The sequence below is a fragment of the Nocardia sp. NPDC004278 genome (assembly GCF_053602975.1).
In genome coordinates this window covers 77,278-92,801 of record NZ_JBSGEQ010000030.1, presented here as the reverse complement: position 1 = coordinate 92,801, position 15,524 = coordinate 77,278, and the positions used below count along the sequence as shown (strand labels likewise).

The following is a 15,524-nucleotide window of genomic DNA, read 5'->3' as shown; positions in this document are numbered from 1 at the left end:
GACCTATCGAGAGTTGGACGCCGTGTACCCGGGCAGCCCGTGAGTCGAGGTGTAGACGGGTGCCCGGTGCGCGGAGTTGAGTATCAGGCCTGGTCGTAGGCGTCCTGGAGAACCTTCACGTCGAGTTTGGACATGGACCGCAGGGCGGTGGCGACCGCGGCGGATTTGGTGGGATTCGCACCGTTCATGAGTGTGGGCAGGGTGGCGGGAACCACCTGCCAGGACAGCCCGTAGCGGTCGGTCAGCCAGCCGCACGGGCCGGGTTCGCCGCCGTCGACCAGGGCGTCCCAGAGTTGATCGACCTCGGCTTGGGTTTCGACGACGACCTGGATCGAGGCGGCATCGGTGAACTGGTGGCCGGGCCCGCCGTTCATCAGGGTGTAGGGGTGGCCGTCGAGTTCGATGGCCACGATGAAGGCCGAACCGTCGGGGTGGCGGTTGACCTCGACGATGCGGGAGTTGGGGATCAGGGCGGTGTAGCGTGCGGCGGCTTCCTCGGCGTCGCTTTCGAACCAGAGGAAGGTGTTGACCGACATGGCGGGCTCCTTGGGGTGTCGATGACCTACTGTCACCCACTGGTCGGAGCCGATCGGACACCTTCGACCTATCGCCACGGATTTCTCGCGAGATTTTTTCGCCGCCGCCTCAGAAGCTCGCGATGGCGACGAACTGATCGGGAGTAATGGTGATCAGCACCCGCGCGCGATCCTGCTGATCCAGCGATCCGCCGTACTTCTCCCAGATGCGCTGGGTCCACACGCCGTCCGGGTCGATGGTCAACTCGGCGTCGCCGATGATCCGGACCTGCCGGTTCGGCCGCTGGCCGTCCGCGCGCGCGCCGACCTCCCGATCGATCACCAACCCGACCCGCGGATTCGTCCGTATCCGCCGCAGATGCGGACGCCCGGCCCAACTGGTGAGCCGGAAAGCATGCCGATCCCACAGAAACCAGATGGGCGTGACATGCGGATATCCGGCCGCGTCAATGGTGGCCAGGTGCGCGACGATATCGCTGGCCAGCAATCCGGCGATCTCGGCAGGACGTAGCGGCCGCATCTCCAACCCCCTCGATTCGAACTTATGTTCGAGTCTACCTCGTTCGAGCGAGTCGAACTTTCTGGCAGGGTTGCTCGGTTTACGGTCCGGGCACATCGAACCAGGAAGGAGCCGGTCTGCGGCGAGATCACGGCGGCTGAAGATTCCGGTCGAGGACAAGGTGCGAGTGGTGTTGTCGGTGCCGGCCGGGGAGATGAGTGCCGCCGAGGCCGCTCGCCGACGCGGGGTGAGCACGACATCGGTCGGTAAGTGGAAGCAGGCGTTCCTGGAGGCCGGGACCAAGGCGCTGGACGAGGTGCCAAGCGGCCCGGCCGGGGCGCAGGGGTCGCCGGACCAGCGGCGGTTGTGGATGGAGAACGGACAACTGAAATTGGCGCTGGCCGAAGCGACGGTGCAGTTGCGGGTCTGGCAGCACGGCGCCGCCCCGGTGGACCGGGTCCCTTCGCTGACCTCGAAGCCCTGAGAGCGGCAGAGCGACTGCCGGTTTCGAGGTTCGCTCGATTGACCGGCATCCGGAACACACCTACCGACGGCGGCTGGCCCGGCTCCGAAACGGGGGACCGGCGCCACCGATGACCGAGAGCTGGTTGGCGTTGGTCGAGCCATCCAGCCGGTAGCAGAATCATCCGTATTGAGCGGGGTCCCAGACACGGGTCGGCTTGTTGGTGAAGATGAACCGCAATGCCTTGATCATGATGTCACCTCCTTCCTGGGGCTCGGTCGGGCGCGGACAGGGCTTGTGGGGTACGCCGCAGGGTGAACGGCCTGGGGGTCGCGGCATTGGTCACGATCGGGCGGGTATCACCGCCGCCGATGACGCGCAGAGAGCTGTTCTCGATGAGGGCGGTGGCTGCATCGGTGACCAGATCGTGGGCGACCGCGGCGCCGGCGCAGGTGAAGGGGCCGGAACTGAAGGGCACAAATGGGCCGTGTTCGCTCGGTCGAATCCAGCGGTCGGGTTGGAATGCCCCTGGTCTGGTCCAGTGTTTGTTGTCGTGATGGAGCAGATAGGGGCTGACGGACAGCAGGTCGCCGGTCTGGAAGGCGATCCCCCCGAACTCGGCGGGATAGGGGACGGGACGGCTGACCATCCAGGAGACCGGCCGGTGCCGCAGGGCCTCACGTACCACCCAGTCGACGGGCCAAGGCCATGGTGAGCCGGGAGAGTGGAGACTGCCCAGCAGCACCGACCACGCGAGCGAGTGGCCCAGCGGTCCCACAATGGACCGGAACATCAGCACATACAGCTGTGCCACCGTTGTATCGGCGACGCCGTCGGGACAGGCACCGATCACGGCATCGAGCAGATCCCGTGGTTCGGCTTCCGCAGTGCGGCCGGTGGCGCTGCGCCGGTCCCGGATCTGCTTGTTCAGCGCGGTGGACAGCTTGGTGCGCAGCAGCTGCGCCCGCGCCCGCTGCGCCATTCGGGCCGGGCGAAGCGCGCCCACGCGTGCATTTCGCTCCAGTAACTGCCGCAACTCGGGCGAACCATCGGGGTGCAGCAACACGTCCGCGGTGCACCGATACACCAGCTCGACCCCCGCTGCGGGCCAGCGGGTGACGGCGGGCATTTCTTTCACCGCCGCCGCCAGGGACTCGCGATACTCGGGCGTTCGCGTCCGCAGAATCGCGCGCACCGCGCGGCCGAAATCGACCTGAGCAGACCGCGAAGGCAGCATAGAACCGAAGAACCCGGACTTCCCCGCATTGAAAGCGCGGTCACTCAACACCGTCAGCGCCAGACCCGTATCGCCGACACACCACCCGCCCCACGGCAGCCAGAACACCTCTACCGGGCTGGTCCGGCGCAGATTCTCGAGGAAACCCAACGGATCACGCCGGAACCGGCGCATCTCTGCAAAACCCATCGGACGGTCCTCTCATAGAGAGGGTGAGCGATTCATCAGATGTTTTCGAGCGGATTTATCCACTGGCTGTGCGTACAAACGCAGATCAAGCATAGTCTCGACTAATTTTAACTACTTTTACAACCGAGGCCGCGGAGGTCGACCACGAGGCGAGTATCCCGCCGGGGCCTATCGAACACGGTGCCAGCAGTGATATCGGTTTACGATCACCCATGACCGCCGGCAACCGGTCGTTGAGGTCTAACCGGTGCAAACCCGATCCGTCTCGGCGAGGCTTCCCGTTGCCAGGCGCGCGTACATGAACATGTCGCGGCGTCGATTGCCGACCTTCTGCCACGATCTGAGGAGCCCTTCGCATTCGAAACCGGCTTTCTCCGCAGTGCGGATCGAAGCGCGGTTCCAAGGTTCCACATAGAGCTGGAGCCGTGGGATATGCAGCTCTTCCAGTGCCCAGGTAGCCATTGCCGCCAGAGCATGCGCGGCGACGCCATGGCCGCGGGCAGAGCGGACCACCCAGTAGCCGAGCGATGCGCGGCCTTCGTCGATGTCCTTCAACCACAGGCCGATACTTCCCACTGGTGTGTTGTCCCGTCGCCGGACGATCACCATCGGGTATCCGGTTCGATCGGTCGCTAGTTGCCACTGGCGTTCGACAAACCGCGTTGCGGCCTCGCGCGAGAAGGTCGCCGGCACCGTGGTTATAGGAATCAGGTCGTCGGCAGAGGCTTCCCTAACAAGCTCGAGGTCTGCCGCAGACAACGACCACGGGCGGAGTTCCAAGTCTGCGGTGGCTCTCAGATGCGGTATTTGCAGAGCATCGTCCATGGTCAGCCTCCCCACAATATTTCCATGTCAAGTCTGGGTGTGTTGCAAAACCGGCGTGACGAGAGATCACCATCGGCCGCTCAGCTGCCAGATAGAGTCCGTCTTTTATGTCGGTGCCAGATCGTATCGTGGTCATGTGACCGACATTGCTCCGCTTGCTGCTTCGACTCGGACAGTGTTCGGTGCCCCGGTGTGCATGCCTTGGTGCGGGCCGCGAGCTTCTTTGTCACACGGGTGTCGCGGGGTTATCCGGACTTAGCCTGGATCCGTTGAGAGGATCACCAATGGCCCGCCATTTCGACCACTACGAGAGCCGGACTCCGGCACCGGGAACCGTCGCAGCCTGGCTCGTACTCGGCACCGCACCCTCCGAACGCGTCCCCTGGTGGGCCGCGCAGTGGCTCGCAGACGGCCACGACGGCCCAGCGCTACGGGAACTGGCGGGTCTGAACGGGCGCGAACCCCATGCCGTGCGCGACTTGCTGCCCGCGGCCCTGGCCGAGACCGGTGTCGAACTGCCCATGACGCTCACGGCCGCGGCGAGTGAAGCCTTCGGGCTCATCGCCGAACTGCACCTGACCGGGCAGGTCAGCGCACTATGGGTCGGCCAACAGGTCGAGCAGATCGTCTTCCACGCCGACTACGACGCCGAAGTCCACGCGCTTCCCCTTGGCGATCTCTACGGCCTCGCCGACGAATGGGAGGGCGGCTGGGGCCGCACCGTGGAGAAACTCGAAGCCGAGGTCCGCGAACGCTGCATCGAGCAAACGCAGGCCGCACAGCACCCGCGAGATCCTTGTGCTGACAGCTCCGGACATTCGTGCTCGTGACTACGGAAACCGACAATCGCCGTCGAGTTCGTCAGCACCAGGGCAGGCGAAGCGCTTCGAGTTCCGGTTTCGCCTGGAGTTCCTCTATCAGCTCGGTCGGGCCGGCCACCTTGGTGGCGCACAGGTCCCAATCGGACCAGGTGATCCAGGATCGGTCGGCGGCCCACAGATTCGAGGGTGAGCCGACGCCGCTGGGATGGTCGTATAGGTCCGCAGCGCCGCCGAGGGGGCCCGAGACCGTGACTCCGGTGTCGAACTCACCGCTGACCGCGGGGCCGAAGTACGCCACGCACAGGGTGCCAGCACCGTCAGGGGACCACGCGATCAGAACATCGATCAGCGTCTGCCACGACTCCCGATCGAGGGAGCCCTCAGCGGGCGGGCGGATGCTCACCGGCCAACTCCCGTTCGAGTGTGCGCCAGGCAGGCTGCGGGAGCCGGGGTCGCGAGTCGCTTCGGGAAGCTGATCATCGTGCTTCAGCAGTGCCGCGATCTTGCGAATCTGCCTTTGTCCCAACGGCTTCTGTGGGCGACTGATCCTCCACTGGTTCCAATGCACCGTCCACAACCTGGACATCACCTTCCTCCATGTACTGCAACATGATCAGCTGCAACACACAGAGTTAATAGGGAAGCGGCGGCACTGGATATCGGCCCGGTGTCACCATTACCACGTTAGAGACCGCCTTCGACGGACCGGACCCGCTGCTGCGGCACATCCGCACCCGGGTCCGGTCGTCGCAGACCAACGTCGTGATCGAGCGACCTGTTCCGCGCGCCTCGGGGTGTTGGTCAGGAGAGTTCGGCCAGGGCCGCGGTGATCACGGCGGTGACCTCATCGGGATGTGTCTGCATGACCAGGTGGGGTGCGTCGAGTTCGACAACCTTGCGCAGATCGGCGCGACGGTAGCCGAAGCGTTCCACCTCCGGATTGATGGTGTGGTCGGCGGTCGAGACAATTCCCCAGCCGGGCTTGGTCTGCCACGCCGCCGCCGATGCCGGCTCGGTGAAGGCGAACGCCGACAGCGGGCGTTGGGATACGGCGAATACCTGGGCTCGAACAGGATCCACACCGGCGGCGAAAATAGCAGGGAACGCGTCGATCTCGACCGACACATCGGTACCGGGTTCGCCGCCCTCGACCGGATACGGGGCATACACCAGGTGGGCCGCGAGATCGGAATCCGGGAATCCGCCCTGCAGCTGGCCGAGACTCTCGCCTACTTCCAGCGCGTATCCGGCGACGTAGACCAAGCCGATCACATTGTCGGCCATCCCGGCGACGGTGATGACCGCGCCGCCGTAGGAGTGGCCGGCCAGCAGCACCGGGCCGTCGATCCGCTCCACGACCGCGCGGATGGCAGCGGCGTCGGCGGAAAGGCTCCGGTTGTAGACCGGCGGAACCAGTACCGGAACATCCTGTGCGAGAAGACGTTCGGTCACCGGGGACCAGCTGCCAGCATCGGCGAACGCGCCGTGGACCAGGACGACAGTTGGCTGGGCCGAGGCGGCCATATGCTTCCCCTTTTCATTGGTGGGCAACGGATGAGTCCGCGCACCAATGACTCTCGGCTGACGATGCGTGACGCGCCCCTCGCTGCGGGCCGCGAATCCCACGGATCAGGACACCGCCGCATCGGCATCGTGCTCGAATGTGGCCGACCCGCTAGCGCGGAATCGCTGCTGATACTTCTGTGGCGAGACGCCGAGGCGCGCGGCAAATGCCCGGCGTAGGGCCTCGCTATTGCCGAATCCGGCGGATATGGCGGCCTCGGTCACCGAATGCCCGGCGTGCAGGAGATCTCGTGCGGCGCAGAAGCGGATGAACCCGACATACTCCGCCGGTGCGCGTTCCAGCTCGGTGCGGAACAGCCGGGTCAGGTGGCGTGGGCTGACGTGGGCGTGGGCGGCCAGCGTTTGCACAGTGTGCGGGAAGGCCGGATCCGCACAGATCAGATCCACTACTCGCCGTACGACTGCGCTGCGTGGCGCGGGCCCGGTCAGCGACGCCGAGAACTGTGATCGGCCGCCCGCACGCTGCGTGTCGACGACCAGTGACTGTGCCACCCACCGCGCGGCATCCGAGCCATGGTCCTGCTCAACCAGCGCGAGCGCGAGATCGACCCCGGCCACTACTCCGGCCGAGCTGTACAGATTCCCGTCGCGCACGAAGATCGCGTCCGGCTGCACGTCGATCTGCGGATAGTTGCGCGCCAGGTCCGGTACGAATTTCCAGTGGGTGGTGGCCTGCCTGCCGTTGAGCAGCCCGAGCTCGGCCAGCACGAACGCGCCGCTGCAGAGCGAGGCGAGTCGGCGGGTGTTGGCCACGAGGACGCGGGTGGCGGCCAGCACCTTGTCGGTGACGAATTGTGCGGGTGGCAACTCGCTGCCGGGGATCATGACCGTGTCGAATCGCCCAGCGTCGCCGGCCGCGCCGCTCACCTCGATGGGGCCGCCGATCGAGGTCTGCACGCTGGCGCCGTCGGGCGAGACCAGCACCACTTCATAGTCCGGAGTCGACTGGTTCGCTTCCACGAAGACCTCGGCCGGACCGACGAAGTCGAGCATCTTGATGCCGTCGTAGATCAGGATGCCGATGCGGCGGGGGGACTTTGCGGTGGGCGAGTATGACACGTCCACCAGTATTCTGGAGGAGTCCCGGTACCGCAGATGCCGGAAGGGCCTACGCGCGCTGGCCGCCGATTCGCCGATGTCCTGATTTCAGGGATTTGTGGCCCCACGAGCGGGGCGATCGTTGTCCCCTCCGCCAAAACTGATCGTGTGCACGTCGACCCGGCCAGATCCCCCTGGACCGATTGCTGTGCACGACAACGGAAACCGAGGAGAGTGGAAATGACAACGTCGGAGACAACGTTCGACCCTGCCCGGTACGAAGTCGTCCCGCCCCGCACGTTCGAGCAGTTGCGGATCGGAGAAGTCTTCCGCGCTCCCAGCCTCACGCCCGAAGGCGATAATGGCCTGGTCACCACCCAGGTAACCGTCCACAACCAACGCGGGGACCTCGTGTTGTCCGGTAATCACACCTACCTGCTGCACCGCACCCCCTCCGATGCGATCCAGGACGGACAACGCTGATGGGTGCATTACGCCGAACCGTGGCCGATGACTTGCTCGAGGTACTCGTCCGGGCCGGGGTGCACCGGATTTACGGGCTGGTCGGGGACAGTCTGAATGCGTTCAGTGACGCAGTGCGCCGCGACGGCCGCGTCGAATGGGTGCACGTGCACAACGAGGAGGCCGCGGCTTTCGCCGCCTCGGCCGAAGCGCAACTGACCGGTCGCCTCGCGGTGTGCGCGGGTAGCTGCGGGCCCGGCAACACCCACCTGATCCAGGGCGTGATGGACGCGCACCGCTCCGGAGCTCCGGTGCTGGCCTTGGCTTCGCACATCGCCAGCCGCCAGATCGGCACCGGCTACTTCCAGGAAACCAAACCCGAGGCGCTGTTCGCCCAGACCAGCCACTACTGCGAGACGGTCGCCCACCCCAACCAGGTGGTTCGCCTGGCCCGCAGCGCAATTCAAAGTGCGGTCCTGGACCGCGGCGCCGCGGTGCTGGTGCTGCCGGGTGACATTCTGGCCGATCATTCCAGCGGCCGCCCCGCCGGGAACGCGACGATCGCGGCAGGGGCGCGGCCGGTCCCCGACGAGGGGGCCATCACCGAGCTCGTCGAACGCATCGGGAACGCCGAGCGCATCGCGATCTTCGGCGGCATCGGTTGCGCCGACGCCCGCGAACGCGTGCTGCGCTTGGCCGAGCGGTTGTGCGCCCCGATCGGGCACACGCTGCGCGGCAAGGAGATCCTGCAATACGACAACCCCTACGACGTGGGGATGACCGGCCTGCTCGGCTACGGCGCCTGCTACGAGGCATTGCACGCCGCGGACCTGGTGCTGTTGCTGGGCACCGACTTTCCCTACGACGATTTCCTACCCGAGCACAACAACATTCAGATCGACCTGGCCGCGGTGCGGCTGGGTCGGCGCGCGCCGCTGGCCCAGGGCATCGTCGCCGATGTCGGCGCGGTCCTGGACGCGCTGCTGCCCCGCCTGCCGCAGCGCACCGACCGCACCTTCCTCGACGAGATGCTGCACGCACATCATCGCGCGCTGCGGCACAGCATCGATACCTACAGCACCCACATCGCCACCCACCGTCCCATTCACCCCGAGCACCTGGCCGCGCTCGTCGACGAATTCGCCGCTGTCGATGCGGTTTTCACCGTCGACACCGGCATGTGCTGTACCTGGGCGGCCCGCTACCTCACACCCAACGGCCGACGCCGGCTGATCGGCTCGTTCGTGCACGGTTCGATGGCCAATGCGCTGCCGATGGCCATCGGCGCGCAGGTCTCTCATCCCGGCAGGCAGGTCGTCTCGCTCTCCGGTGATGGGGGACTGGCGATGCTGCTGGGTGAGCTGCTCACGGTCAAGACCCACCGGCTGCCGGTGAAGGTCGTGGTGTTCAACAACTCCAGTCTCGGCATGGTGCGACTGGAGATGATGGTCGCCGGTGACCCGCCGTTCGAAACCGATCACGACGAAGTCGACTATGCGGCGATCGCCGCTGCCGCAGGTTTCTACACCCGCCGCGTCACCGAACCCGGCGAGCTGCGCGCGGCCGTGCGAGCCGTGTTCGAGCACGACGGCCCCGCGCTGCTGGACGTGGTCACCACCCCGGACGCACTGGAAGTTCCCTCGCACCTCACCGTCGAAGAGGCACGCGGGTTCGCCCTCACCCTCGGCAAGACCGTACTGTCCGGTGGCATCGGAGAAGTCGTCGAGATGGCGCGACTGAACCTGCGAAACATCCCCCGCCCCTGATCGATTCGCGCGCTGCCGAGCAGAATTCGGCGCTGACATCGAAGCCATCGGCCGTGTTCTGGCGACCGACCGATGTGGCACCGACAGCACTGGTCATGCGGAAATGCTTACCACCGAGAATGATTCACCGCCGAACGGTCAGTCAACTGTAGTTGGCTTGTGGGGTGGGTTTCGGCTATCGGGTTCGGTGCAGGGCGCGCAGGGTGTGGGTGAGTGCTTCGAGTGCGGCCGGGTAGGCGTGTTCGGGTGGGGTGCTGTAGCCGAGGACGATGCCCTGGGGGTGGTCGCCCGGGGTGTGCCACCGGTCGCCGAGATATCCGACGGCTAGGTCGAATTCGGCGGTGACGCGTTTGGTCTGGTGTTCGGTGAGTTCGCCGGAGTCGAAGCGGACCAGCGTTTTGAGTCCGGCGGCGATGCCGTGGATCGAGAGGGTGCTGCGCGGTCCGGTTGACCATGGTCGCAGACAGTCGAGCAGCAGGTCGCGGCGTCGGCGGTAGCGTAGGCGGGATGCGCGGATGTGCCGGTCGTAGGCGTGGGTGGTGATGAGTTCGGTCAGGGTCAGCTGTCCGAGTGATTCGGTGTGCCGGTCGGCGTGACGTTTGGCTTCGATGACTGGTTCGAGGAGTCGTGGTGGCGTCACGATCCAGCCCAGGCGTAGTGCCGGACCGAGTGTTTTGGAGACGGTGCCGACGTAGGCGACGTGGTCGGGCGCGGTGCCTTGGATCGCTCCTACCGGTTGGCGGTCGTAGCGGAATTCGCCGTCGTAGTCGTTTTCGATGATCAGGCCGCCCCGGGATCGAGCCCATGCGACCAACAGGTGGCGGCGCTGTGGGTGCAGCGTCGCGCCGGTCGGGTATTGGTGTGCCGCAGTGACTTCCACAGCATCGATCGCTGTGAACTCGGGATTGGTGAGCAGATCCGTCCGGGCGCCGTGTTCGTCGACGGGAAGTGGGACGATCGCAGCTCCGTGGTGGCGGGCGATTGCGCGGTGAAAGTCGGCTCCGGGGTCTTCCATAGCGATGGTAGGTGTGCTGTTTTCACCGAGTGCCGTGGTGAGCAGTGCCAGCGCTTGGGTGTAGCCGTTGGTGATCACGATGTGGTCCGGATGTGCGAGCACTCCTCGGCTGCGTCCGAGATATTCGGCCAGCGCGGTGCGCAGTTCGATGCGTCCGCGCGGATCGTCGTAGCGATAGATGTCGGCGGGCAGGCTGGTCAATGCCCGACGGGCGGCGCGCAGCCAGGCCGTGGTGGGGAAGGCACACGCGTCGGGCCCGCCTGGACGCAGATCGTGGCGAATCCGGTCCGGCACGGGGTCGGGGCCGGGCGGGTCTCGTTGGTGTGGGGGAAGACGAGCGACCGTGGTGCCCGATCCTTGGCGGGCGGTCAGGTAGCCCTCGGCAATGAGTTGGTCGTAGGCGGCTCGCACGGTTCCACGGGACAGTCCCAGTTCGGTCGCGAGCTTGCGTGTTGCCGGCAGCCTCGACTCCGCGGCCAGCCGCCCGCTGCGGATGGCGGTACGAAGCGCATTCTCCAGGCCGGACTGCCGCCCCGTTGTCGCGTTGAGCTCCAAGTGCAGGTCTACACCGGAATTGGGCCAATGTTCCGACATCACAATGGATCTTATCGGTAGACCAATCTCTTCCTAGGGTCGTCACCGTGAACGTGCTCGCACTCCTACCCCGAACACGATCGTGGGCCAACCGTTCGGTGACGCGGCCGACGATCCCCCTGGTGGCCCTCGCCTATAGCCTCACGATCGCCAACCTGTACTACTGCCAGCCACTGCTGCCGCAGATGTCGCGGTCGTTCGCGGCGGGATCCGCGACGGCGATGCTGCCCGCCCTCGGGCAGATCGGGTACCTGCTCGGGCTGGTGCTGGTTGTACCGCTGGGCGATATCGTGCGCCGCCGCAGGCTGATCTGTGCGCTGCTGTGTCTGGACGCAGCGGCATTGCTGGCCACGGCCACCGCGCCCGATGTCACGGTGGCCCTCGCCGCGGGCACGATGATCGGTCTCACCAGCGCCAGCGTGGTCAACGTTCTGGTTTCCTATGCCGCGGGCTTGGTCGACGACCAGCATCGTGGGCGGGCCGTGGTCACAGTCCTCAGCAGCGGCATGACCGGGGTGCTGCTGTCACGCACCGTCGCCGGCCTGATCGCCGAGCTGACCGGCTGGCGTACCGTGTTCCTACTCGCCGCCGCGACAACGGTGACCCTGTCCGGGGTACTGGCCCGGGCCATGGCACCAGAACCAGCCGAGCTGACGATCGGATACCGCAAGCAGCTCCGGACCACGATCCAACTCGCCTGCCACGAGCCCGTCCTGCGCCACCGAGCACTGATCGGCGGGTGTGTGTTCGCGGCATCCATGGCATGTTGGGCGACCGTAGCGTTCCTGCTGGCCGGGCCGCCCTACAACTACAGTCCGTCGGTGATCGGGCTGTTCGGACTATTCGGGGCCACCGGGATCCTCTCATCGAAGCTGATCGGCCACATCGCAGACCGCGGATGGCAGCAACCGGCCACCGGCGTGCTGCTCACCGCCGGTATGGCCGCGTTTATCGTGCTGTGGGTCGCAGGACACCACCTGGGCTGGCTCATCGCCGGAATCCTCATTCTGGACGTGGCCGTTCGCGGCACCCACCTGCTCAATGCCAGCGTCGTCTACCGGCTGACAGAACATGCCCGATCACGCCTCGCCTCCACATATATGACCGTCTACACATTCGGTGGCATCCTCGGAGCCGCTGTCGGCGCGGCCGGATATCGCGAATCCGGTTGGGCCGCAGTATCGGCAACCGGAGCAATAGCCATGACAATCGGACTCGGCATCTGGGCCTACCAACTGCGACGCGCACCTGGGCCGGTCACCACCTGACACCCTCAATTGTCACGGCCGGAGGGCGGAGCGACTTGCGCTTGCCGTGGTTGGTAACAACGGCGGATCGTCCAACGACTACGCAGGGGTACCGTACAGCCGTCAAATTCACCAGACCCATTGCGTGTCTGTCCTTTTCGGGGCAAGGCGGCAGGCGCAGGAGGAGAGTTCGTGCCGATCATGCAGTTGTTGGGTAAGAGCCGCCGATGGCGCGTCGGCACCGGGCTGGTGCTGGGCGTCGTGGCACCCGTGCTGATCGTGACCGCGTGCACGGCTGACAAGCAGGATTCCGCCGCGCCGGGCTCTGGCACTGTGACGGTCACCTCGATCAGTGCATCGCGGACAACGCCTCCGGCCACCACTGCGGCACCGGGCAATCCTGGCGACACCGGCGGACATCCGGGCAGTGCGGGTGGAGCAGGCACTGGACCGACGGCCGCCGGGCAGCCCGTCACCCAGGGTGGCATCGACAACTGCGGAATCGACTACTGCGGCGCACCCACCGAAACTCAGCCGGCACCAGGTGGCACGGACACCTGTGGCGTGACCTTCTGCGGCACAACGAGCAATCCCGCTCCGGCGCCCGGCGGCACCGATGTCAAGTGCACCGACAAGATCAACTACGCGGGCGATCCGCGGTCCAACGCCGAGATCAACAGCATCGGCGAACGAGACGGCAAGTGCCCCGAACCGATTCATCCGACGACAACCAGCAGTGCGGCACCCCCGCTCACGACCACGCTGGCGCCAACGACTGCTGCTCCATCGCCGACTACGACCCTTACGACGACAACGGCTGCGCAGTAGGAGGGCGGGTCTGGTGCCCAGTGTGCGGGCACCAGGCACCTGACCGGTGCCGATTACGCGCACTCCGGCGCGTCGGCATCCTCGAACAGTGGCTTGCCGGTGGGTGGGGCGTATACGACGTCGAGTACGAGCGGGTCGGGGCCGAGATTGCGGCCGATGTGCACGTTCCAGGCGCCCTCGGGTTCGTAGATGAAGTCGCCGGTGTGGAAGACCGGAGCCACGCAGTCGGGGCCGGGGTGGGTGAGGGTGCCCGAGCGGACGAAGCCGAAGACCGGACCGTAGTGAAAGTGCCAGCCGGTGGAACCGCCTGGGGCAATGGTGATTTCGCGGACGACGAGGTCGGTGCCCGCGACGAAGGGCAGCAGTCCGGCCGGGATCTGGGCCTGGCCGAGGGTGACCGCGGTGATATCGGTGCCGGGCGTCGCGTTGGCGGTCGTCGCGCCGAGAATCGAACCGACCGACACGAGCGCCGCGATGGCCCCGCGCGTATATGGCGTCATCGCGGCAGCCTATCCATCGCGACGCGGTCAGCAAAGGGCCTCGCGCCGCTGCCGGTTCGAGATCGCCGCTGCCGCTGCGGCATTCGCTCGTTTTGTACTGATTGCCCGGGTCCGTGCGACTACCTGGCCCTGGGCTCGGACCGGAGTTCATGAATTGTTCGCGCCTGGGAAGCAGTGTCGAGTTGCGGGATGCGCTGTGGCCGTAGAGCATCGGATGCCGTGCCGTCCAATGCGCTGAACCCAGCTGGCGATCTACCCGATACCGGAATTCCCGCCGCCCTGGCCGCCCAGATGACCATGGCCGAGCAGCACGAATGGCACCGGAACTATCTACGCCGCCATGCCGTCTCGCGGCGCAATGTCCTGCGCGGTGCGGCCGCGGCCGCGGCGGTCGCGGCGGTCGGAACCTCGCCGTTCGGCAGGCGCGCCTACGCCGAGGACGCGCAGCTCGCGGTCGGCGGCCGGCATGTCGGGTACGGACCGGACGCGGCCAGCCAGCTCCGGTTCGCCGGTCAGCTTTCCCGGCCACCGGCCGGTACCAAGGTCTATCTGGACCACGGGCCGACACCCGCGCTCGGCGGCACCGTCGAGGCCGAGGTGCGCAATCTGCTGACCCAGGTGCCCGCCGCCGACGGCGGAGTGCTCGCCGCCGAACAGTTCTACGTACACGCACCGGTCGACGGTCTGCCCGGGCGACTGCCGCACTTCTATCGGTGGCGCACCTCCGACGGGTTCACCGGCGATATCCGCGCCGCCGCACCGGCCATGCCGAGCTCGCGCAGTGCGATCCTGCCCTTCCGATTCACCATGATGGGCGATCAGGGCACCGACAATACCCCGGCGCTGCCGCAGGGCACGGTGCCCGGCGATTACGACGACAAGTACTACAAGGCCGATAACGATCCGACCGCACCGCACGCGACCAATGTGCTGCGCCAGATCGCCGCCGCCAAACCGGATTTCCACGTCCTGGCCGGTGATATCGCCTACGCCGATCCGTCCGGTGCCGGCAAGCCGGGCGAATTCGTCGCACACGACGCGAAGGTCGACTCCGGCTTCGACAAGTACAACCCGTATGTCTGGGATGTCTACTTCGGCGCCATCGAAGTCAGCGCCGCCCAGACGCCGTGGATGTTCGCCACCGGCAACCACGATATGGAAGCGACCTACGGTCAGCACGGTTACGGCGGACATCTGGCGCGGCTGGACTTCCCCGGCAACGGGCCCGCTGGCTGCCCTTCGGCGTACTCGTTCACCTACGGCAATGTCGCGGTGCTCTCGCTCGACGCCAATGACGTCAGCTATGAGATCAAGGCCAATACCGGATATTCCGGTGGAGCACAGACGAGTTGGGTGGAGCGCACCCTCGCGGCCTATCGCGCGGATCCGGATATCGACTTCCTGGTCTGCTTCTTCCACCACTGTGCGTATTCGACCACCGACTCGCATGCCAGCGACGGCGGCCTGCGCGATGCCTGGGCCGCACTGTTCGACAGGTATCAGGTGGATCTGGTGCTGCAGGGGCACAATCACGTCTTCGAGCGCACGGATCCGATCCGCGCTGGCGCCGCGACCAGGGTCGCCGGTGACAATTCGATCGTCTACCCAGAGACCGACGGCACCGTCTATTACACCGTCGGCGGTGGTGGTCGCCCGCGCTACGACTTCCAGCCCGGCTCGCAGGAATCGTTCCGCGGCCACGAATTACCGGACACTACGGTCCCGAACAGCTATGTCTGGACCTCCTCCGGAGACAAGCAAGACGAGGCCGCACCGTGGTCGCGAGTGCGGTTCCGCAACTACTCGTTCCTGCGCGTCGATGTCCGGCCCGGCATCTTCGCCAGCGAAATGGATGTGGTGGCGGTGGACGAATACGGCCGGGAATTCGACAAACTCACCTTCCGCCGCCTCGTCCGCTGA

The 15,524-nt window shown here is 66.1% G+C and carries 16 protein-coding genes; 7 read left to right on the top strand and 9 right to left on the bottom strand.

The features are described from left to right. Positions 1 to 83: 83 nt before the first annotated feature. Both ACWEO2_RS34045 and ACWEO2_RS34040 read right to left on the bottom strand, forming a co-directional pair. Entirely contained in the window at positions 84 to 536 is a 453-nt protein-coding gene (locus ACWEO2_RS34045; RefSeq protein ID WP_452409100.1) for a VOC family protein, read from the bottom strand. Between the two features lie 109 nt (positions 537 to 645). Beyond that, entirely contained in the window at positions 646 to 1,056 is a 411-nt protein-coding gene (locus tag ACWEO2_RS34040) for a pyridoxamine 5'-phosphate oxidase family protein (protein WP_452409099.1), read from the bottom strand. Positions 1,057 to 1,225: 169 nt separating this feature from the next. Here ACWEO2_RS34040 and ACWEO2_RS34035 point away from each other — a divergent pair, with 169 nt between their 5' ends. Continuing rightward, entirely contained in the window at positions 1,226 to 1,519 is a 294-nt protein-coding gene (locus ACWEO2_RS34035) for a hypothetical protein (protein WP_452409098.1), read from the top strand. A 235-nt stretch (positions 1,520 to 1,754) separates the two neighbouring features. On the opposite strand, the gene ACWEO2_RS34030 is transcribed toward ACWEO2_RS34035, so the two are convergent. Further along, positions 1,755 to 2,924 carry a cytochrome P450 gene (locus tag ACWEO2_RS34030; RefSeq protein ID WP_452409097.1) on the bottom strand — a complete coding sequence of 390 codons (1,170 nt, stop codon included), beginning with the start codon at positions 2,922 to 2,924 and terminating at the stop codon, positions 1,755 to 1,757. A gap of 240 nt (positions 2,925 to 3,164) precedes the next feature. After that, positions 3,165 to 3,749, bottom strand: a complete 585-nt coding sequence (locus ACWEO2_RS34025) for a GNAT family N-acetyltransferase (RefSeq protein ID WP_452409096.1) — start codon at positions 3,747 to 3,749, stop codon at positions 3,165 to 3,167. Between the two features lie 284 nt (positions 3,750 to 4,033). Here ACWEO2_RS34025 and ACWEO2_RS34020 point away from each other — a divergent pair, with 284 nt between their 5' ends. Beyond that, positions 4,034 to 4,579, top strand: coding sequence for a hypothetical protein (locus tag ACWEO2_RS34020; RefSeq protein WP_452409095.1), 546 nt, complete (start codon positions 4,034 to 4,036; stop codon positions 4,577 to 4,579). Positions 4,580 to 4,610: 31 nt separating this feature from the next. Here ACWEO2_RS34020 and ACWEO2_RS34015 read toward each other — a convergent pair whose 3' ends face one another. The 3 genes from ACWEO2_RS34015 to ACWEO2_RS34005 all read right to left on the bottom strand — a co-directional run bounded on the left by ACWEO2_RS34015 (position 4,611) and on the right by ACWEO2_RS34005 (position 7,213). Next, the gene (locus ACWEO2_RS34015; protein ID WP_452409094.1) at positions 4,611 to 4,973 is read right to left on the bottom strand and encodes a hypothetical protein; all 363 of its coding nucleotides are present in this window, start codon (positions 4,971 to 4,973) and stop codon (positions 4,611 to 4,613) included. A 398-nt stretch (positions 4,974 to 5,371) separates the two neighbouring features. Beyond that, positions 5,372 to 6,094 (bottom strand): alpha/beta fold hydrolase, encoded by a 723-nt coding sequence (locus tag ACWEO2_RS34010; RefSeq protein ID WP_452409093.1) that lies wholly within the window; start codon positions 6,092 to 6,094, stop codon positions 5,372 to 5,374. 105 nt (positions 6,095 to 6,199) lie between these two features. Next, complete coding sequence (locus ACWEO2_RS34005) at positions 6,200 to 7,213, bottom strand: GlxA family transcriptional regulator (RefSeq protein ID WP_452409092.1); 1,014 nt, start codon at positions 7,211 to 7,213, stop codon at positions 6,200 to 6,202. Between the two features lie 219 nt (positions 7,214 to 7,432). Here ACWEO2_RS34005 and ACWEO2_RS34000 point away from each other — a divergent pair, with 219 nt between their 5' ends. Then, positions 7,433 to 7,675 (top strand): hypothetical protein, encoded by a 243-nt coding sequence (locus tag ACWEO2_RS34000; protein WP_452409091.1) that lies wholly within the window; start codon positions 7,433 to 7,435, stop codon positions 7,673 to 7,675. Next, positions 7,675 to 9,420, top strand: coding sequence for a thiamine pyrophosphate-dependent enzyme (locus ACWEO2_RS33995; RefSeq protein WP_452409090.1), 1,746 nt, complete (start codon positions 7,675 to 7,677; stop codon positions 9,418 to 9,420). The genes ACWEO2_RS34000 and ACWEO2_RS33995 overlap by 1 nt, the downstream gene beginning before the upstream one ends. Before the next feature lie 175 nt (positions 9,421 to 9,595). Here ACWEO2_RS33995 and pdxR read toward each other — a convergent pair whose 3' ends face one another. Next, entirely contained in the window at positions 9,596 to 11,029 is a 1,434-nt protein-coding gene (pdxR, locus tag ACWEO2_RS33990; protein ID WP_452409089.1) for a MocR-like pyridoxine biosynthesis transcription factor PdxR, read from the bottom strand. A 47-nt stretch (positions 11,030 to 11,076) separates the two neighbouring features. On the opposite strand from pdxR, the gene ACWEO2_RS33985 reads away from it, so the two are divergent. Together ACWEO2_RS33985 and ACWEO2_RS33980 are read left to right on the top strand one after the other, a co-directional pair. Further along, positions 11,077 to 12,297, top strand: coding sequence for an MFS transporter (locus ACWEO2_RS33985; RefSeq protein WP_452409088.1), 1,221 nt, complete (start codon positions 11,077 to 11,079; stop codon positions 12,295 to 12,297). A 171-nt stretch (positions 12,298 to 12,468) separates the two neighbouring features. Further along, complete coding sequence (locus tag ACWEO2_RS33980) at positions 12,469 to 13,104, top strand: hypothetical protein (protein WP_452409087.1); 636 nt, start codon at positions 12,469 to 12,471, stop codon at positions 13,102 to 13,104. Between the two features lie 53 nt (positions 13,105 to 13,157). Here ACWEO2_RS33980 and ACWEO2_RS33975 read toward each other — a convergent pair whose 3' ends face one another. Next, positions 13,158 to 13,604 carry a cupin domain-containing protein gene (locus ACWEO2_RS33975; protein ID WP_452409086.1) on the bottom strand — a complete coding sequence of 149 codons (447 nt, stop codon included), beginning with the start codon at positions 13,602 to 13,604 and terminating at the stop codon, positions 13,158 to 13,160. Between the two features lie 219 nt (positions 13,605 to 13,823). Here ACWEO2_RS33975 and ACWEO2_RS33970 point away from each other — a divergent pair, with 219 nt between their 5' ends. Beyond that, entirely contained in the window at positions 13,824 to 15,524 is a 1,701-nt protein-coding gene (locus ACWEO2_RS33970; protein ID WP_452409085.1) for a metallophosphoesterase, read from the top strand.

Coding starts and splice junctions, on each gene's coding strand:
- ACWEO2_RS34045 (WP_452409100.1), bottom strand. CDS start 536: ATGTCGGTCAACACCTTCCTCTGGTTCGAAAGCGACGCCGAGGAAGCC.
- ACWEO2_RS34040 (WP_452409099.1), bottom strand. CDS start 1,056: ATGCGGCCGCTACGTCCTGCCGAGATCGCCGGATTGCTGGCCAGCGAT.
- ACWEO2_RS34030 (WP_452409097.1), bottom strand. CDS start 2,924: ATGGGTTTTGCAGAGATGCGCCGGTTCCGGCGTGATCCGTTGGGTTTC.
- ACWEO2_RS34025 (WP_452409096.1), bottom strand. CDS start 3,749: ATGGACGATGCTCTGCAAATACCGCATCTGAGAGCCACCGCAGACTTG.
- ACWEO2_RS34020 (WP_452409095.1), top strand. CDS start 4,034: ATGGCCCGCCATTTCGACCACTACGAGAGCCGGACTCCGGCACCGGGA.
- ACWEO2_RS34010 (WP_452409093.1), bottom strand. CDS start 6,094: ATGGCCGCCTCGGCCCAGCCAACTGTCGTCCTGGTCCACGGCGCGTTC.
- ACWEO2_RS34000 (WP_452409091.1), top strand. CDS start 7,433: ATGACAACGTCGGAGACAACGTTCGACCCTGCCCGGTACGAAGTCGTC.
- ACWEO2_RS33995 (WP_452409090.1), top strand. CDS start 7,675: ATGGGTGCATTACGCCGAACCGTGGCCGATGACTTGCTCGAGGTACTC.
- pdxR (WP_452409089.1), bottom strand. CDS start 11,029: ATGTCGGAACATTGGCCCAATTCCGGTGTAGACCTGCACTTGGAGCTC.
- ACWEO2_RS33975 (WP_452409086.1), bottom strand. CDS start 13,604: ATGACGCCATATACGCGCGGGGCCATCGCGGCGCTCGTGTCGGTCGGT.